Here is a 17,282-nt window from a genome sequence, read left to right as displayed (position 1 = left end):
GGCAACTCCTAAGCAGACTGAGCAAGGAACTCGTTGGTAAGAATCTTCTGCGACCACTTTTCTCGCCAACTTTTGGGGATAAAGCGGAGCCGATTCAGCTCGCGCACCATCTCCTGAGCCAGTGATGCCTGGTCTTTTAAATTGAGTATCGAGCCTAACAAGGTGATTGAAGGCGAATCAATCAATTGCATGGCTTTTTCAAGTTGGCTGGAAGAGGTTTTACCACCCATCACCACGAGTGCTGTCTGGTCACAAGCGCTCGCAACGACTTGTGCAGGAATGTTTCCTCTATTGACTTGAAGCAGCGGTGACGTGTCGCAAATAACGCGGTCGTATTGGCAAAGCCATTGTTTGACCGCGGCTCTCAGATGTGTGGGATCTTTGTACGCCAGAACTGCTGATTGGTTGTTCGGCACGGTTAACCCGGTAAACATTTGTCGCGTTGAAGCGTGCGCGACCAAAGAACCAATCTGATTGTCGATGTCAGGTGTGATATCAATGCATTCGAAAGCTGGGTGGAAGGTATTAAGATCCACCACCAAAGTCCGGTGACCCGCGAGCAGATAACGCTCAGCCAGTGCAGCAACAACGGAAGTCACGCCATCGCCAGATTGACATGCGGTAATGCATAGTGAGCGACTGTCACGCATTTCTGCTGCAAGATAGATTTGCTCTATTTCTGTATGAGTTGCAGGAATAATCATTACAGAGCTCCTATTAACACGATGGTTGTCGTTAGGCGCAGAATGTCTTCAAGACCCACGCGTGCTTTTTCGATGATACTTTCGTTTCGATCGGGCACATAGATGGTATCGCCAGCTCGTAGTACCGGAAGTTTGTAAATGTTGGCAGTTTTACTAAAGTCTACCAGGTCAAAGGTTCTTGCTTGTCCTTGGCAACAAGACATATTGACGATCGAGATCTTCTCTAAGTAGGCTCGATCAGACGGACCGCCCGCTTCGGCAAGTAAGTCCAGCAAGGTCATGTTGTCGTCAAATACATATCGACCTGGATTATTGACTGCTCCTAGTACGCGTACTGTTGACTCCTTAGAACGATCCAACCAAATCTTATCTTTTTCAGGGATGTAAATGGTGTCGCCCATGGTGACATTTGGAAGTAAGCTTTCATCCCCAGTCTCAAAGTATAACGATAGGTTAAGCTTACTTACTTTGGAATAGCTTTTGTCGCGATGTGTGATACGAATGTTGTGGATATCCGCGTCTTTTGTTGGGCCATCAGCCGCAGACAAAATATCGAGGAAATGCATATCCTTAGTGAAACGGTAGCGGCCAGGGGCATTGACTTGTCCAAAGACATAAATGGATGCACCTGAGCTTTGGCGAACCCATTGCGATTTGTTGTCGGAAGGATCTTGAGGTAGATCGTGTACACGCACAATCGCACCAGCACTGATGTTAGGTAATTCGCTGTTCGGCGCGCCTTTTAGAATGAAATCATCGAGATCGAATATGTGTAGCTGATTATCAGCGGCGACTACTTCAATTTTCGAGGTGTCCGCGCGAAGGGTTGGGCCGCCAACATGAGATAGCAAGTCCATAAGATCCATTTCATCTGACCACTCAACACGTCCGGGGCGAACCACTTCTCCAATTACACTGACGGCGCGATTGGGCGCAATTTTCAGCCAAGACTTTTCGTTCATGTCTGTCTTCTCAGGAACGAAGATCGCATCTCCCGGGCCAATTTTAGGCGGGCTTTTACGGGTCAGACCTTCAGTGAACGCGGTTAAATCAAATTTGATCACCTGACCGTTGGATTTAATGACTCGAATCTGGCGTGATTCTGCATAACGAGTCGGACCACCTGCATTAGCCAGAATATCCATAAACGACGCATTCTTCTTGCCTTCATAGGCACCTGGGCTTGCCACTTCACCCATAATGTAAACCACGTTCGCGCCTGCCTTGATCTCTTCTTCTTGTTTAGGAACGAAGATGGTGGTTCCCGGCGTTAGTGGCGGTAGCAATGAGATATCACCGCTATCGAGATAGGTTTTAAGGTTAAACAGCTTAGGAGTATTGTCTGAAATGACACGTATTTGTTCGACAGAGGCATAGCGAGTAACGCCTCCAGCTCGCATAATGATGTCAACCAGATCGCTATTGGCTTTAAAGCTGAATGAACCCGGCGCGTTTACTTCTCCAAACACTTTAATTGCTGTTCGGCCGTCGGCGCTGTCACCTGCGTTAGCGAGTTTGTTCGCATCGAACTCTTGCTCGATATTACCGACCAGTGGAGACGCAGGAACAAATATCGTATCAAGTGAGATCAGCTCAGGTAGCAGTGATTCATCACCTGTATCGAGAAACGTTTTGTAGTTAAAGGTGATCTTATCTTTGCCACGTTTGATAAACAGACTGTTGAGCTGCGCGCCGGAGCGTAATCCGCCCGCTGCGTGAATGGCCATTTGGACATCAGAAGACTTAGATAAAGTGTATTCGCCCGGAGAGGTCACATACCCTTGTACCGAGACTAAAATTTGTTGCTCAGCGATATAGACAGATGCAGAGGATAGGTCTCGATACACTTTCTCCAGCGATTCTTTAACGACTTGTTCAAGCTGAGCTTCACTGTAACCCGCGACGTATAGCGCGCCAACTTCAGGCAGAGTGATGCGGCCACGCTTGTCGACTTGAAAGCCTTTATTTAACGATGACTCACCGGGTAAGTTGACCTGAATGAGATCGCCAATTTGTACTCGTTCTTCATTCGCGTGCGCCACAGAGAAAATTGAAGTAAGAAGAAATAGGGCAATTAGGTTAATCCATTTCATTGTAAGCCTCCCTGCAAACGCTGCTTGGTTTGTTCTTGAGTATCCACCACTTCGATGCTTACGCGGCGGTTGGTAAGACGAACACCTTCCGATTCACCTTCATAGAGAGGAAGCGTGTCGCCGACCGATTGTGTTTCTATACGTTTTGGATTGAGACCAAAAATGGTCAGGTAGCGCTTGACTTGATTCGCACGTCCCATGGCAAGTTCCTGGTTGTACTGACCATCACCTACAGAATCAGCGTGACCAGTAACTTTGAGGTTTAAGCTTTGGTGCTCATTTAAGATGTTCGCGGATTGGGCTAGATGGCCCATGTACTTTGGATTTACTTCTGTGGAATTAAATGCAAACTGATTATCGACGTTAAGCAAGCTATAAAGTTGATCAATCATAGCTAAGCGCTTCTGAAATGCGTTTTCATCCATAGGAGGTACACACTTGGTCTGTGAGGTCGCATAGTCCAGTTGAAGTTCTAGCTCATTAAGACGCTTGCGCTGAATAACAATGTCGTTGGCAGCATCAAGCAGTAAACCACCTTCAAGCTCTCTAGCGATTCGGTTTTGTTTCTCCAACGCTTGCACAACTGCAGCTGGGAAACACCAACGCGCGCCTTCGCTGATCAAAGAGTCTAATTGCAGCTTAGTCAGTTGCCAGTCAAACCGAAGTCCGTGCTCAGGACCGAGGGGCTCATCTGGCATTACGGGTGTAAAGTTTGATTGGATGTAGTTTTCCCCAAGACCACCACGGCCTGCCTCTGGGTAACTACTGCATCCAACCACGGCAGTCATAGATACAGCTAGGGCTATGTGTTTGAAAGAAAAGTTCATGCCAACGTCCTTTGTCAGTGATCGTTATTTAGTAAGTTCGAGAGTTAACTGGTATCGCTTGGTTAATACGCAGTAGATTCATTATTTCGAGAGGTTGGCCTGAAGCGTTTTCAATACGCATGCTTCTCTGGTTCTCGATAAGCCGTTTATACAGGTACACGATCGCACCTACGCCTGATGAATCAAGAAACTGGACTCGGCTGAAGTCAATTTCTATTTCTCGAGTTGAGGGCTCAGCCAAAATTTCATCAATGTGTGGCTGTGCCTGGCGGCTACCGTCTGCGTCAAGGTTCCCGTTGATCACCCATGTCACGATAGTGTCGTTTGTTTCAATTTTACGAAGTTCCATAATCGTATCTCCTGCTAGTGTTTACAGCAGGATTGCAGGGAGTGTGCCAAAGTTTATATATCTAAATATCAATGAGTTAGGTTATGACTGGGAGGGGTTCTCAAAATGAGAAAATGGAAGTTTCAAAATGACAATCAGAAAACGACGCTTATTTATGGCATCAATCTTTGTGTAATAACGTAAGTATTAACTAATCAGCAAGCTAATGGCTTATGCTTCTTTATTTCGCGTTAAACTAGATGATATTTTCTTCAGTTATAATTCTAAATGGTACTTTCCCATCTGTATAAGTATCTGGAGAATAGCCGTTTGATAAGTGGTTGAACATAATATCCAGCGACAGTTCTGCATGTCGCTGAGCATTTTGGTCTAGCGAGAAAGAAAGCGTATTATTTTTTAATAGCTCTTCGGTAGTATCGTAAAGCTCATGAGTGATAAAAGCACAAGAACCAGCCTTACCTCTACTTGATATCCAATTACCGATGGTTTTGTTTCCTGCTCCAGAATTATAAATACCGATGATGTCACTGTTATTTTGTTGACTCAAAATACGCTTAATGGTTTCTTTATCGTCATTACCATACAAAACATCGCTCAACGTAATATTATCTCGTTTTCTTATTGCATCTTGGAATCCCTTCATTCTTTGTATATGGGCCTGATAGTCGAATCGCCCGCTCATAAGAAGGATTTTTCCTTGCTCTGGCAGCATTTTAGACATCAGTGAAGCGGCCGTTCTTCCTATCTGATACTGATCGATTCCCACATGGCATAACCTTTTGCTATCAGGCAAATCGGTAGCTAGTGTGATAACAGGGGTTCCCTTAGAATGGCAATTCTCAAGAGCTTGATAAATGGTGTCATTGTCATTTGCAAATACGATGATACCGTCATACTTATCGGCGCTGTTCTCTAGATGATTAGCAAGCTTTTCGGGCTGACTCTCAGGTACTAAGCTGCAACGTAAGCGAAAATTACGATACTGGTGTCCTTGAGCAACTTTGCTAAATCCTCGGGTTAAAGATTTGAAAAATTGTGAAGGGTTCTGACTGAGGATAAGTTCTATCCTCCAGGGAGCTTGGTATATTTCTGGCAGTGTACGTTTAATCCCCAACTCTCGAGCTGCATTTATCACTTTCTGAACCGTTTTTGGAGAGACGCCTCCGCGCTCGTTCAGAACTCTGTCTACGGTAGCAATGCCTACCTGCGCTTTTTCTGCAATTACAGCAAAAGTAGATTTCTTCATAACTCTATAGTTCGTACACGGCAGTGGTTTGGTGTATCAATGGGTATCACTTAACGAATATTCGGTTTCCCTAGCGCTGACAATACGCTAGGCATGGTTAAATTTCTAGAGATAACTCTTTATCTCTCTTATTAGAATAATTACTTCATTCTCGTTTATCTTAATCGTCAAGCTGAAGCTAAAGCGTGCTGATTAATAACAGAACAATAAGCTGGTTGGGTACGCAAATAAAAATTAAAAAGCAATGGCTACTTAATTTTAAACTAGATCACATTTCATTGATGAAAACCCATCAAAACATAAGTACCAAAAACGATATGTAATCGCTACTATTTTTGGGTCGCTGATTACTAAGTTTATTACTTAGTTAGCCACATTTAATATTTTAATTTAATAAATACGTGAAATTATAACGAGGTAGTGAACATGACCACCCAAATTAAATTTGCTTTAAATCACATGCTTTGTCCAAAAGTATCGGCAGAAGCTCTTATTGATTATGCAGTGCAGCTGGGACTGGATGCTATCGAATTACGTAATGACGTAAACGAGAATAGCTTGGTTTCTGTTGAGCAAGCTAAAGTTATTGGTGCTAAAGCAAAATCCGCAGGTGTTCGAATTCTAACTATTAATGCCGTATACCCGTTCAATGTATGGGATAACGAATTAAAAGAGAAAGCAGAAACGTTGGCTGATTTAGCCGCAGCATGTGGTGCGGAGGCGCTGGTTCTTTGCCCTTTGAATGACGGTAATCAACGTACGAAGGAACAAGTGAAAGAGTCTTTAACTCACCTCAAAACTATCTTAGATAAACACGGCATCAAAGGCTATGTTGAGCCCCTAGGTTTTCCTATTTCATCCCTTCGCACTAAAGCTGAAGCGGTGGAAGCGATTAAAGAGCTCGGTTTCGAAGATACGTTCAAGATCGTTCACGACACATTCCACCACAAGGGTGCATCAGAAACTGAACTTTTCCCACAGCAAACGGGTTTAGTTCATATCTCAGGTGTTGAAGATGAATCCATCACGTTTGATGAAATGTTAGACGCCCACCGTCTGATGATTAATGCTCAAGACCGTTTGGATAATGTTGGTCAAATCAAACAATTGCTTGACGCTGGTTACACAGGCTATTTCTCATTTGAACCATTCTCTGCGCCTGTTTGGGAACTTCCAGATCACGTTGAAGCAGCGAAAGAAAGTATTGAATTCATCCTTGAGCGTATTTAACCCATTATTAACTCGTTAATAGTGGACTCTATATTGGGAGGCCGTTAATGGACAAAAATAAAGTAAAACTTGGTGCAGCGCCGATTGCATGGACAAACGATGATCTACCAAGTTTAGGGGCAGAAAATACATTTGCACAGTGTGTTAGTGAAATGGCCCTGGCTGGATTTACTGGTAGTGAAGTGGGTTGTAAGTTCCCTAAAGATACCAAGGTACTAAAAGAGAAATTGGCGCTTCGTGGCATTCAGATTTGTAACGCTTGGTTTAGCACTTTCTTTGCAGATGGTAAGGAAGAACAATCCATTACTGAATTTATTGCGCATATGGAATTCCTACATGAAATGGGCGCAAAGGTTATTGGTTGCTCGGAGCAAAGTGGCAGTATTCAGGGCACTGAAAAAGCTGTCTTTGAAGAAAAACCGCACTGGACTGACGAAGAGTGGCAACGTGTTGCTGATGGCTACAATAAAATTGCTGAGCTTGCAGCCGCAAAAGGCATGAAAGTTTGTCTGCATCATCATATGGGTACTGGTGTTCAAACCCCATCAGAGATAGACCGATTTATGGAGATGACGAACGATAATGTTGGCTTACTCCTAGATACGGGGCATATCTACTACTCAGAAGGTACGCAAGCAGCGATCCTTGAAGTTTTAGATAAATATGTTGGTCGTATTCCACACGTCCACTTAAAAGACATTCGTAATGAAAAGCGTCAACAAGTCATCGATGAGCATCGCTGTTTTCTTGATGGCGTTCGTTTAGGTGCTTTCACTGTTCCTGGCGACGGTGTAATTGACTTTAAACCAATATTTGACGCGTTAGATAAAGCTGGATACGAAGGATGGATGGTTATAGAAGCAGAGCAGGATCCTAGCGTTGCCGATCCACTAGAGTACGCACAAAAAGCGCGAAAATATATTCGAGAAGTTGCAGGAATTTAAAATCAATATAATTCGTTTGTTATAAATTAATTCCGAACTAATTATTTTTATAAATGTAACTATTAACTTTTTATTTTATTAAAAATTATAAACCCATTTAATTTGAATCTGTATTGGTTTTATTCATATAAAAATAAAACTCTGCAATTCAGACGGCGGTTTATTACCTCTAAAATAAATGAAAATTAAAGGACGAATATCATGACTTTAAAAGTAGGTGTGATTGGTTTAGGTGCAATTGGTAAAGAACATGCAAAAAGGATTCATAACCTTCTACAAGGTGCAAAAGTGGTTGCTGCTACCGATGTGGATCCTGACGCAGTAAAAGCATTTTTGACCGAAGAGAATATTCCGGCTGAAGTTTACGCTAATGGTAAGGATCTGATCAACTCGTCAGACGTCGATGCGGTTGTTGTGACGTCTTGGGGACCGACGCACGAAGAGTTTGTTCTTGAGTCGATCAAAGCTGGAAAACCTGTGTTCTGTGAAAAACCACTCGCTGACACTGCTGCAGGTTGCAAACGTATTGTTGAAGCTGAAATGGCTGCAGGTAAAAAACTGGTGCAGGTTGGTTTCATGCGTCGTTACGATGCGGGCTACAAATTGCTTAAAGCTGCAATTGCAAATGGTGAGCTCGGTGAGCCTTTGCTCGTACACTGTGCTCACAGAAACCCTGAAGTTCCAGAAGCTTACCATGGCGATATGCCTTTCTCGGATACATTTATCCATGAAATCGATGTATTGCGCTGGTTAGTGGGTGACGACTACAAATCTGTTCAGGTTATTAATCCAAAACGTACGAAATACACCCACGCGAAGCTACAGGATCCACTGATGGTGATCGTAGAAACTCGGAGTGGCATTCATATTGATGCTGAAATTTTTGTTAACTGTAAATACGGTTACGATATTCAATGCCAAGTCGTTGGTGAAGAGGGGATTGCTAATCTGCCAGAGCCAATGAGCCTATTGACTCGTAAAGATGCGAAACTTTCTACGAACATTCTGACTGATTGGAAAGACCGCTTCTTTGAAGCGTATGACGTGGAGCTTCAAGACTGGATTGATGCAACTCACGCAGGCGAAGTAAATGGCCCTAATGCATGGGATGGTTACTTCGCAGCGGTTACTTCAGATGCATGTGCTGAAGCACGCGTTTCAGGCAAGGTTGTTGATATCGACATGCCGGAAACGCCAGAGTTCTACAAATAGTATTCAATAAAATAGTTACTGCACAGAGTGCTAGGCAGTAGGTTACTTTTGCTATTTGATCGTTATTTTCCGATAGTCTTGGACTCTTAATTTAGTCGAAATCCCTCAATAAATTTTGAGGGATTTTTGTTTAAAAAAGCCAAAGATTTCCGTTTACCCTAGTTTTCTCGATTTGTAGCGCCTTAGCCGCGCAGAGTAAGGAGACAGCGTTTTGAGCATCAATTATACGCTTAATCACGGATAAGTTACCTGTAATTGGGGAACGAGAGCCTTAGAGCTAGTTTACACAATGCCTTTTGCACAAAGGTTTAATTGCATAAAAATGAAATAAATTATTCGAAAATTTTCATCTTGTGGGTGTTTTTGATACACGGGTCCCCCGTTTTTTGTGTGATTGGTCTTTTGTTTTAGCACAATGGTTTATTTGTAGAGCGCGTAACTATTACCACAATCTCACTAGATATAGCCTGTGTTGAATGATGTTTAATGTCTTTATTGGACATTGTTATAAGGAAGGTTGGTTTTAACTTTATGATAATTATAAGTTATTTAAAAATGATGGTTTACATCATTTTTGAATATGAATTATTGATGGAATTGATGTCAAAGCTTGTTAATGAAATGTTATGAGAGTCTTGTCACGGTCTCATCACTGTTTATCGTTTAGATTTCTTTTTGTGAACTAATATTTTCACTTTGTTTAAAAAGTAAAATTTAAGTTTCATAAGATAAGAAGGTTGTGTTAGCAAAAAAACATCTGGTCAGAAGTAATTGTCATCAGCAGATAGAAACGCGATCGCTGTCGATATCTGTATGTATTGATAATGGCTTCTCAGATTGTTAATTGAGCCGAATACAATAAAGAACGAGTTGCACTTAACCTTGAAATAAAGTGAGTGGAACGACGCTAATCTAATTTTAAAAAATAAAGAGCTTGATCTTTCAAGGAGGATGTATGTCCGCAATAAGCGATATATCAAAGCCTGTGATATCACAAGAGTACAACGTTAGGTACGTATTATTAATTTGTAGTATTGCTGCACTGGGCGGCTTATTATTTGGTTATGATACTGCCGTTATTTCCGGTGCTATCGGACCGATAAAACAATATTTCCAACTCGACTCATTTGGTGTGGGGTGGGCGGTATCAAATGTTGCGATTGGCTGTATTATCGGTGCGCTTGCATCGGGTCGAATTGGTGCTAAATATGGTCGAAAACGTTCGCTAATTTTTGCGGCAATTCTATTCACAGTCTCTGCGGTAGGTTCGGCACTTGCTGACACCTTCTTTTGGTTCATTGTATTTCGTATGATCGGAGGACTGGCTGTCGGGCTAGCTTCTTCCATTTCGCCAATGTATATCTCGGAAGTGTCGCCAAAGATAGTTCGTGGTCGAGCGCTCAGCATGCAAAACTTCGCCATTGTTGGTGGCCAAGTGGTGATATTTGTCGTCAACTACTTAATTGCGAAAGGTATGGCTGAAACATGGCTAGTTGATACTGGCTGGAGGGTTATGCTCGGTTCGGAAGTGATTCCTTGTGTGTTATTTCTGGTGGCTTCCTTGATTATTCCTGAATCTCCGCGCTGGTTAGTGATGAAGGGTGAGATGGCTAAAGCCGAGAAAATCCTTGCTCGTATATTCAATCCAGAAAAAGCGAAAGAAAAGCTTGTTACTATTCAAGAATCAATTGTTGATGAAAGCGTGAGCAAGCAAGTCGCTAGCAAGCAGACAGTAGTACGTGAGAAACACTTTTGGTTTTTTGTCTTTATCGCATCAGCAATTGCAATTTTTCAACAGGCCAGTGGCGTTAACGTCATGATGTACTTTGCCCCTGTTGTTTTAGAAAAAGTAACTGGAAATGCAGAAATTTCTTTATTCTTAACCATCTGGGTTGGTGTGATTCAACTTATTGGTACATCAATTGGTTCTTTATTAATGGATAAAGTGGGTCGCACTCCGCTTCTCAAGGCGGGTTCGATTGGCGCGACTATTGGCTTATTACTCACCTCGTACTTCATCTATCAATCAAGTGGTCTAGTGGGCGAAGAAGCCATTCAAATGGGCTACTGGACATTATTCGGGATGATGGTCTTTATGATTTGTTTCGCATTTTCATGGAGCTTGGGCGCGTGGATTGTCGTTTCTGAAATCTTCCCAAATAGAATGCGTTCGTTGGGTATGTCATTTGCTATCGGAAGCATGTGGGTAAGTAACTTCTTTATCGGCCTTTTGTTCCCAATTATGAACGATAACGCATGGTTAAATGAGCATTTTAATGGTGCATTCCCTATGTGGGTCTTTGCTTCGTGTATGGCGATGTCTTACTTCTTTATTGCTCGCTTCCTGCCAGAAACTAAGGGCGTTTCATTGGAAAAGATGGAAGAGCATATATTAGGCAGTAAAGCATAAGAAGGATTAACGTTTTTGAATACGTAGCGCTAAGGTTATTAAACTTTAGCGTTATTTGTTTTTTGAACATACAAAGCCTGTGATCTTTTATATCGGTTAGGTCACTTGGAATGTGCGCCATTCTCATGATCAGACCAGTTGAGCGTAGGTAGGCGCTTGACTCAATATCGTTTCAAGGCTATTGAAAGGCTACCCTTGTAACCAACTCTTAATAAAAGATATTTCATGACGAATAAAGCAAAGAATAGAAGAGTAACAATAGCGGATCTTGCTATGCATGCGGGTGTTAGTACCGCAACGGTTGATAGGGTACTGAATCGACGCTCGACGGTAAGACGTAAAACTATAGAAAAAGTACTAGCTTCAGCCGAGGAGATTGGGTTCCGTGCAACACGTCTGGTCGAAACTGCCTTAAATGACACCTATCTGGAAAAAAACCTCGCAGTAATTCTTCTTTCCCAAAACCAGCATTTCTATAAGCTGTTAGGAGAAAGTATTCAAAATGAGGTCTACGATAAGTTTCCACACTGTAAGCTGAAGATATTTTATCTGGACGACTTAAACCACCTGACTTACACCACATTGCTCAATCGAATATCAGACGCATACGACACCATTGCACTGGTTTCTCCTGAACACCCCCAGATTATAGAAGCCGTTGACAAGCTAGCTAGCAATGGCGTCAACATCATATCGTTACTGAGCCAATTAAATACAACGGAAGAGATACATCATCTAGGTATTAATCCCAATGTGATGGGGAGGCTTGCAGCCTGGTACATTCATCATATGGCTAATGATAATGGGGCAGTGGGTATTATATCCGGAAGTAAAAGGTTCCATTGCCAATCTGGGTATATGAGTGGGTTTTACTCCTATTTTGAGGAACATGCTCCTGATACTGAAGTCATTGAATCGACAATGAGCCTTGAAAATTATTCGCTTGCTTTAGAGTCGGCAGAAGAGCTTCTCGTTTGTCATCCAAATCTTTCTGCTATTTATTGTGCAGGAGGTGGAAGTGAAGGTGTTATTGAAGCGCTAAAAAATCATCGTACTAAAAAGGAAATTTTTACTGTTTGTCATGAGCTAACAGATGTAACACGAGACGCTTTGGATGAAGGCTTAGTTCACACCGTATTATCAACGAGAAAAGAGCAGCTGATCGAGCAGTTGTTTAAAGTAGTTTACCAGTCAGAGGGTAATAACCAGTCGCCATTAAGTTTTGAACCTGTGCTTATAGATACTTACTGTCGAGAAAACATATAGTAAACCGAAAGTGAATTTTATGCCCTATATGTGCCGTTGATTGTAATCGCTTATTTTTAACGGCACGTTTTATCTATGATTAAAATGAAATATTAACCAATATACTTTTTCATATTATCAAAGCATTGTTGTGCAATATCATATAAGTCATATTCCCAGTGCTTCGGACTCAGTAGTTCTGCTGACCACATACCGTCATAACCCGTCGCTTTAACTGCATCCACCCAAGCTTGAATATCAATATCACCTTCTCCTGGCATGTAACCACGTTGGACGAGTTGATCCCAATCTTCGCCTTCATAGGGTAATCGGCCGTCACAAAAGTGAACACCATAGATGAGGTTCTTATCTAATTTCGCGATGTCTTCTGGTTTAGATCCCGTTGCCCATAAATGCCAAAAGTCGGCCACCATACCCACGTTGTCACGGCCTAAGCGACGGATAACTTCAAGTCCCTGTTCTAGCGAGCGAAACTTAGTAAAGGCAATAACTTCTATTTGATATCGGACTCCATATTCTTTACCGATATCAGCGATGGAACCAATATTCTCGGTCATAATATCCATGATTTGATCGTCCGGGAGGTGATCGATACCATTGAGGGCAAGAATTTGCACCGTTGGACAATCAAGTTCGGCTGCTGCTTGAGTTAACCTCCTTGCCTCTTCGAGCATTTGTGTACGTTCTTCGCCTTGATGACGCTCTATAGAAAGAAGGGCATTGATACACCCAGCACTTAAACCATAGCCATCAAGAACTTCCTTTAATTTTTTATTCGTTCCACCGTTATCTTGGTAGCTAATAAGCTTATCGCCCAGAATTTCTAAGCAATCATAACCAATATCATGTGCAATACGAGCATCCGTAATAACGTTACTACTTTTTGTAGAAATACCATGTAGAGCTTTTAACATAAGGGAGTCCTTGTATTGATGTCATACTATTAGTATATTTTTTGGAATTTAAATTTCAAATTAATTGATTTTAAATATTAAATTTCATGAAATAGTGTGAGCTAGAAGTAAGATAGAAGGGTGAAAAGACCAATTCCCTTGCAATGAACAGCAAAGTACCACGGGAAAACTCGTACCAACCTTCGTTTAGTTAATGAATTAGCTGAGTTTAATTGATAAGTAAAATCAGGTTCTTGGCCGATTAATAAATCCATCGAACAATCAACTACTGACTGAGTGTGGATGTTTAGTGCTCTGCTCTGACATTGTTTGGCACTTTCTCGCTTTCAACACAGACAATCATTTACATTGACTAAAATTTCATTTTTGATTTAAAATGGAATAAAATTTCCATATCAACTATGGATTGATATAGCCTGATCATCTTTTGTGTAAATCCCGAACTTCTCGACAACACGTTTTTATGGCTGGGATTGTATTTGTTGTGATGGTTGATGATTGCCTTGTTCATAGAGCACAGCTTATTCCAAGGAGGGAATATGATTGCAGCAACAAACGTGAAAGAACTGCAAAGGGACATATACGCAAAGTATGAAGATTTGAGTCAACGCTTACAACAAGTTGCTAAGTATGTCGTTGAAAAACCGGAAAGTATCGCGTTCGATTCGGTGTCCGAAATAGCACGTAATGCGGAGGTTCCGCCATCGACGCTGACTCGGTTTGCGCACGCTTTTCACTATCGTGGATTCAATGACATCAAGAAAGTGTTTCGTATTAATTTAGCTGAACAGACGGAGAGTTACACCGGCTATGCTCGGATTGGTGCGGGCTTAGATGATGATCAGAATATCGAGACTCCAGCGAATATTCTTGCTCAGCTAGCTAAGGCGAACATCAACTCCCTTGAAGACTTAAACGTGCAAATTGAGCACGACACACTCCAAGTAGCGGTTACGTTGCTTAATGAGGCGAATAATATATATGTGGTTGGCTTCGGGCAAAGCTTTGGCATGGCATCATACCTTGTTTACGCACTGAGACGTATTGACCGCCGCGTGTTTCTTGTTGATGGTTTGGGGGCAATTTATCTGCAGCAAATGCAGACGATACACAGAGGTGATGTGGTCGTCATCATCAGCAGTGAACCTTATTCTGACGAATCGGTAATGGTTAGTGAAGTCGTGGAAGAAAAAGGCGTAAAGAAGATAGCGATTACTGACAGCCAGGTAAGCCCTATCGCCACCAATAGCGATGCCTGTTTTGTGATTAAAGAGTCGCAGTTAGAAAAGTATCGGACTTTATCCGCAACCCAATGTTTGATTCAGTCACTTGTGGTTGCACTTATTTACAACACAAATGAAGAGACGCAGGTCGACGCTCTGGATATTTAATAGGGTGTAGCTGGTTTTCCATAAACGTAGAGGCGGTAATGACTTCAAATAAAAAAGCGGAACTGTATCTGTTTTCTGCCACCATATTAGCGGGGTTGGGGTGGTTGTTTTCTAAGCAGGCTGTTGCGGAGCTACCACCACTGGCGTTTATTGGATTTCGGTTTGTTTGCGCCGCTGTGATTATCGCGCCATTCGGCATGAAGCAGCTGGTTCGTGGCGATCGCCAGCAGTTTGTCACAGCGGGATGGATAGGGCTACTGCAAGGTTTGTCTTTATCTTTGTGGATTTATGCCGTCTCGGTCAGTGATGAACTGGGTGTGGGCGCATTTATCATGAGCCTTTCTATGCTATTTGTACCTATCTGGGGGTGGATGCTGTTTAAACAGCGGCCAACACGCCCTTTTTGGGCTTCTCTTCCATTCGTCAGCGCGGGACTGTATTTTCTATCCCTCTCGGGCAGTTTCTCAATGTCTACAGGGGAACTGTTCTTTTTTATTTCGGCGGCTTTTGTGGCGTTACATTTCATTTGTAATAGTCATCATTCTCAAACTATTCCCGTGCTTTACCTCACTTGTGTTCAGTTTTTCACTGGCGGCCTATTGGCAATTCTTTTTTCCGCCTGTATAGAGTCTTGGCCAACTTCAATCAGTATGAGTACGTTGGGTTGGTTTGCCGCTAGTGTCATTCCGGCGACATGTCTGCGCTTCTTCATTCAAATCAAAGGCCAGAGCGGCACAAATGCAACCAATGCTGCTCTGTTGATGACATTAGAGCCTCTATGGACCGTATTGATCAGCGTCGTTTGGTTAAATGAAGTGATGTCGACCAATAAAATTCTGGGTATTGTACTTATTTTAACCGCATTGATGGTTTATCGATGCTGGGACTTAGTACGAGTGAAGGTGAAGAGGCTGCGTGCTTTTTAAACAATGTACTTTTTAAAAACAATCAGCGCCCGTGTGGTTGGGCGCTAAGTTAGCTATACCGCTACGTGGTCATAAAGCGGAATGTTGGTTAACGCCGTCACTTCATCGATATAGCGACGAACGTTTGTTGGGAACTCCACGCCTTTGATTACGGTAAGGTTTCTCAGAGTAGGGTAGACGTTAATGTCATCGTAACTGAGAACATTATCGCGACTTGAAGGTAGCGTAAGCCATTCCAGGTTACGCAGAGCGTGGTTCAGTTGAATGAGAAACTCATTACTTTGCGCCATCGCCTGTTCAAATGACATTCCGATCATTTTCGATTTATTGGTGGTAAACCAAGCTTTGGCCTCTGCACTACCAAACTCGGGCAAAGTGATTTCCATCCAGCGTGGATGTACAAGTGGACCTTCAACACTTTTGACTGCCTGATTGTAACGGTCGATATCAGTTTGATGTACAGCCTCTGATAATACAGGGTTGCCATCCCATTCATCTAAATATTTCACAATATCAAGGCTTTCTGCCATGTAGGTACCATCTTCTTTTTCAAGGATAGGAACCATATTTGCGCCAACTTTGTCGATACGGGCATCCACATCGTGGTTTTGTAAATACACAAACTCGACAGGCATGTCTTTCAGATTCGCGAGCATCATCGCCTTGATACAAAACGGGCAATGTTCAAAAACAAATAACTTCATCTTTCTCCTACCTATTGAAAATATTTAAGGGAATTAATATTCAATTATAGATTAAAATGAAATTATTTTTTCACTTGTTTTATGTGTTTGTGTTGGAGCTCAACAACAAAGAGCGAAACAACACAGGAAAAAAGGGAGGAGAGGTGGACGCTGGGCGTATCTCAATACACCCAGAATTATTGATCGGACTATGCTGCCGAATTGTTTTCGCTTTCCTGAAAAGCCAGTGAAACCGCTAACGTCTGGGCGAGACATAGTGACGCCACCTGAGAACGGAATGCATCTACTTTGCCTTCTTTGACGACAAAGCAGACATCACTAAAGGCTGCAAGTGGGCTGATCTGGCTGTCGGTAAGAATGATCTGCTTTGTGCCTGTGTTTGCTAACGCATCACTCACATCAGTAGTATCTTGCGCGTACGGATAGAAACTGATCGCTACGACTACGTCGTTTTCGCGAATCATGTTGATTTGCTCTTTGAACATGCCACCAAGCCCATCAATAAGAAACGCACGTTTGTTCAGGTGACGGAATGCGTACGTTAAGTATGAAGAGATACTGAATGAGCGTCCAAGACCGATGACGTAAATATTGTCTGCTTCAGAGAGCAGTTTTACCGCTTTGTTGAGGCTGTCTTCGTCGATTTGAGTCGACAGTTGTTGTATTGCACTGGTATTGGCGCGTGCAAAAGCTTGCAGAATATCAATAGGGCGCTCTGGTGGCTCTTCGTCGGCATCCATGCTTTTTGAAAGTTTCACTCGATCAGTGTAGCTAGATGTCTCTTCAAGTAAGTTTGTACGAAATAGTTGTTTCATTTCGTTAAAGCCACTGTAGCCGAAAGCGCTGGCAAAACGAATCAATGTCGATGGCGGAACATCAGCTTGTTCAGCAATAACAGAAACAGTTTCAAACGCGACACTGCTTTTATTATCAAGTACATAAGCTGCAACTTGTTGAAGACGTTTACTTAAATCACCGTAGCGATTCCTGATTTGGTCTTGCAATTCACTTAGTGTGGTTGGTGCTGACATTATGTTCTCCATAGATTCATTCTGTGACTTGCTTT

Annotated in this window: 15 protein-coding genes; 7 read left to right on the top strand and 8 right to left on the bottom strand. The window is 42.4% G+C overall.

Features of this window, described 5'->3' with window-relative positions; translation table 11 throughout:
- Nucleotides 1-8: 8 nt before the first annotated feature.
- From DBX26_RS08625 to DBX26_RS08605, 5 genes are all read right to left on the bottom strand, one after another.
- Nucleotides 9-704, bottom strand: a complete 696-nt coding sequence (locus DBX26_RS08625) for a chromosome partitioning protein ParA (protein ID WP_118118766.1) — start codon at nt 702-704, stop codon at nt 9-11.
- A complete protein-coding gene (locus DBX26_RS08620; RefSeq protein WP_118118764.1) occupies nt 704-2,797 on the bottom strand; it encodes an SLBB domain-containing protein in 2,094 nt (697 codons plus the stop codon). Before DBX26_RS08620 ends, DBX26_RS08625 begins: the two co-directional genes overlap by 1 nt.
- Nucleotides 2,794-3,624 carry an OmpA family protein gene (locus DBX26_RS08615; protein WP_118118762.1) on the bottom strand — a complete coding sequence of 277 codons (831 nt, stop codon included), beginning with the start codon at nt 3,622-3,624 and terminating at the stop codon, nt 2,794-2,796. The genes DBX26_RS08620 and DBX26_RS08615 overlap by 4 nt, the downstream gene beginning before the upstream one ends.
- Before the next feature lie 28 nt (nt 3,625-3,652).
- Complete coding sequence (locus tag DBX26_RS08610) at nt 3,653-3,973, bottom strand: STAS domain-containing protein (protein ID WP_014232105.1); 321 nt, start codon at nt 3,971-3,973, stop codon at nt 3,653-3,655.
- A 235-nt stretch (nt 3,974-4,208) separates the two neighbouring features.
- Nucleotides 4,209-5,219: a LacI family DNA-binding transcriptional regulator gene (locus DBX26_RS08605; RefSeq protein WP_118118760.1), complete on the bottom strand. Its 1,011-nt coding sequence runs from the start codon at nt 5,217-5,219 to the stop codon at nt 4,209-4,211.
- A 426-nt stretch (nt 5,220-5,645) separates the two neighbouring features.
- On the opposite strand from DBX26_RS08605, the gene DBX26_RS08600 reads away from it, so the two are divergent.
- The 5 genes from DBX26_RS08600 to DBX26_RS08580 all read left to right on the top strand — a co-directional run bounded on the left by DBX26_RS08600 (nt 5,646) and on the right by DBX26_RS08580 (nt 12,281).
- A complete protein-coding gene (locus tag DBX26_RS08600) occupies nt 5,646-6,449 on the top strand; it encodes a TIM barrel protein (RefSeq protein ID WP_014232103.1) in 804 nt (267 codons plus the stop codon).
- A 47-nt stretch (nt 6,450-6,496) separates the two neighbouring features.
- Nucleotides 6,497-7,393, top strand: coding sequence for a myo-inosose-2 dehydratase (gene iolE, locus DBX26_RS08595; RefSeq protein ID WP_118118758.1), 897 nt, complete (start codon nt 6,497-6,499; stop codon nt 7,391-7,393).
- 201 nt (nt 7,394-7,594) lie between these two features.
- Entirely contained in the window at nt 7,595-8,605 is a 1,011-nt protein-coding gene (locus DBX26_RS08590; protein ID WP_014232101.1) for a Gfo/Idh/MocA family protein, read from the top strand.
- 955 nt (nt 8,606-9,560) lie between these two features.
- A complete protein-coding gene (locus tag DBX26_RS08585) occupies nt 9,561-11,015 on the top strand; it encodes a sugar porter family MFS transporter (protein ID WP_065299835.1) in 1,455 nt (484 codons plus the stop codon).
- Between the two features lie 225 nt (nt 11,016-11,240).
- Nucleotides 11,241-12,281, top strand: a complete 1,041-nt coding sequence (locus DBX26_RS08580; protein WP_118118756.1) for a LacI family DNA-binding transcriptional regulator — start codon at nt 11,241-11,243, stop codon at nt 12,279-12,281.
- Between the two features lie 92 nt (nt 12,282-12,373).
- On the opposite strand, the gene DBX26_RS08575 is transcribed toward DBX26_RS08580, so the two are convergent.
- A complete protein-coding gene (locus DBX26_RS08575; protein ID WP_118118754.1) occupies nt 12,374-13,195 on the bottom strand; it encodes a sugar phosphate isomerase/epimerase in 822 nt (273 codons plus the stop codon).
- Between the two features lie 539 nt (nt 13,196-13,734).
- Here DBX26_RS08575 and DBX26_RS08570 point away from each other — a divergent pair.
- Nucleotides 13,735-14,586: a MurR/RpiR family transcriptional regulator gene (locus DBX26_RS08570; RefSeq protein ID WP_065296969.1), complete on the top strand. Its 852-nt coding sequence runs from the start codon at nt 13,735-13,737 to the stop codon at nt 14,584-14,586.
- Nucleotides 14,587-14,624: 38 nt separating this feature from the next.
- A complete protein-coding gene (locus DBX26_RS08565; RefSeq protein ID WP_065296968.1) occupies nt 14,625-15,512 on the top strand; it encodes a DMT family transporter in 888 nt (295 codons plus the stop codon).
- Between the two features lie 53 nt (nt 15,513-15,565).
- Here DBX26_RS08565 and grxB read toward each other — a convergent pair whose 3' ends face one another.
- Both grxB and DBX26_RS08555 read right to left on the bottom strand, forming a co-directional pair.
- A complete protein-coding gene (grxB, locus tag DBX26_RS08560) occupies nt 15,566-16,216 on the bottom strand; it encodes a glutaredoxin 2 (RefSeq protein WP_118118752.1) in 651 nt (216 codons plus the stop codon).
- A 188-nt stretch (nt 16,217-16,404) separates the two neighbouring features.
- A complete protein-coding gene (locus tag DBX26_RS08555) occupies nt 16,405-17,247 on the bottom strand; it encodes a MurR/RpiR family transcriptional regulator (protein WP_014232094.1) in 843 nt (280 codons plus the stop codon).
- Nucleotides 17,248-17,282 lie beyond the last annotated feature (35 nt).

It is taken from the genome of Vibrio sp. dhg, from assembly GCF_003443775.1.
Taxonomy (GTDB): domain Bacteria; phylum Pseudomonadota; class Gammaproteobacteria; order Enterobacterales; family Vibrionaceae; genus Vibrio; species Vibrio natriegens.
This window is presented reverse-complemented; position numbering and strand designations above follow the sequence as displayed.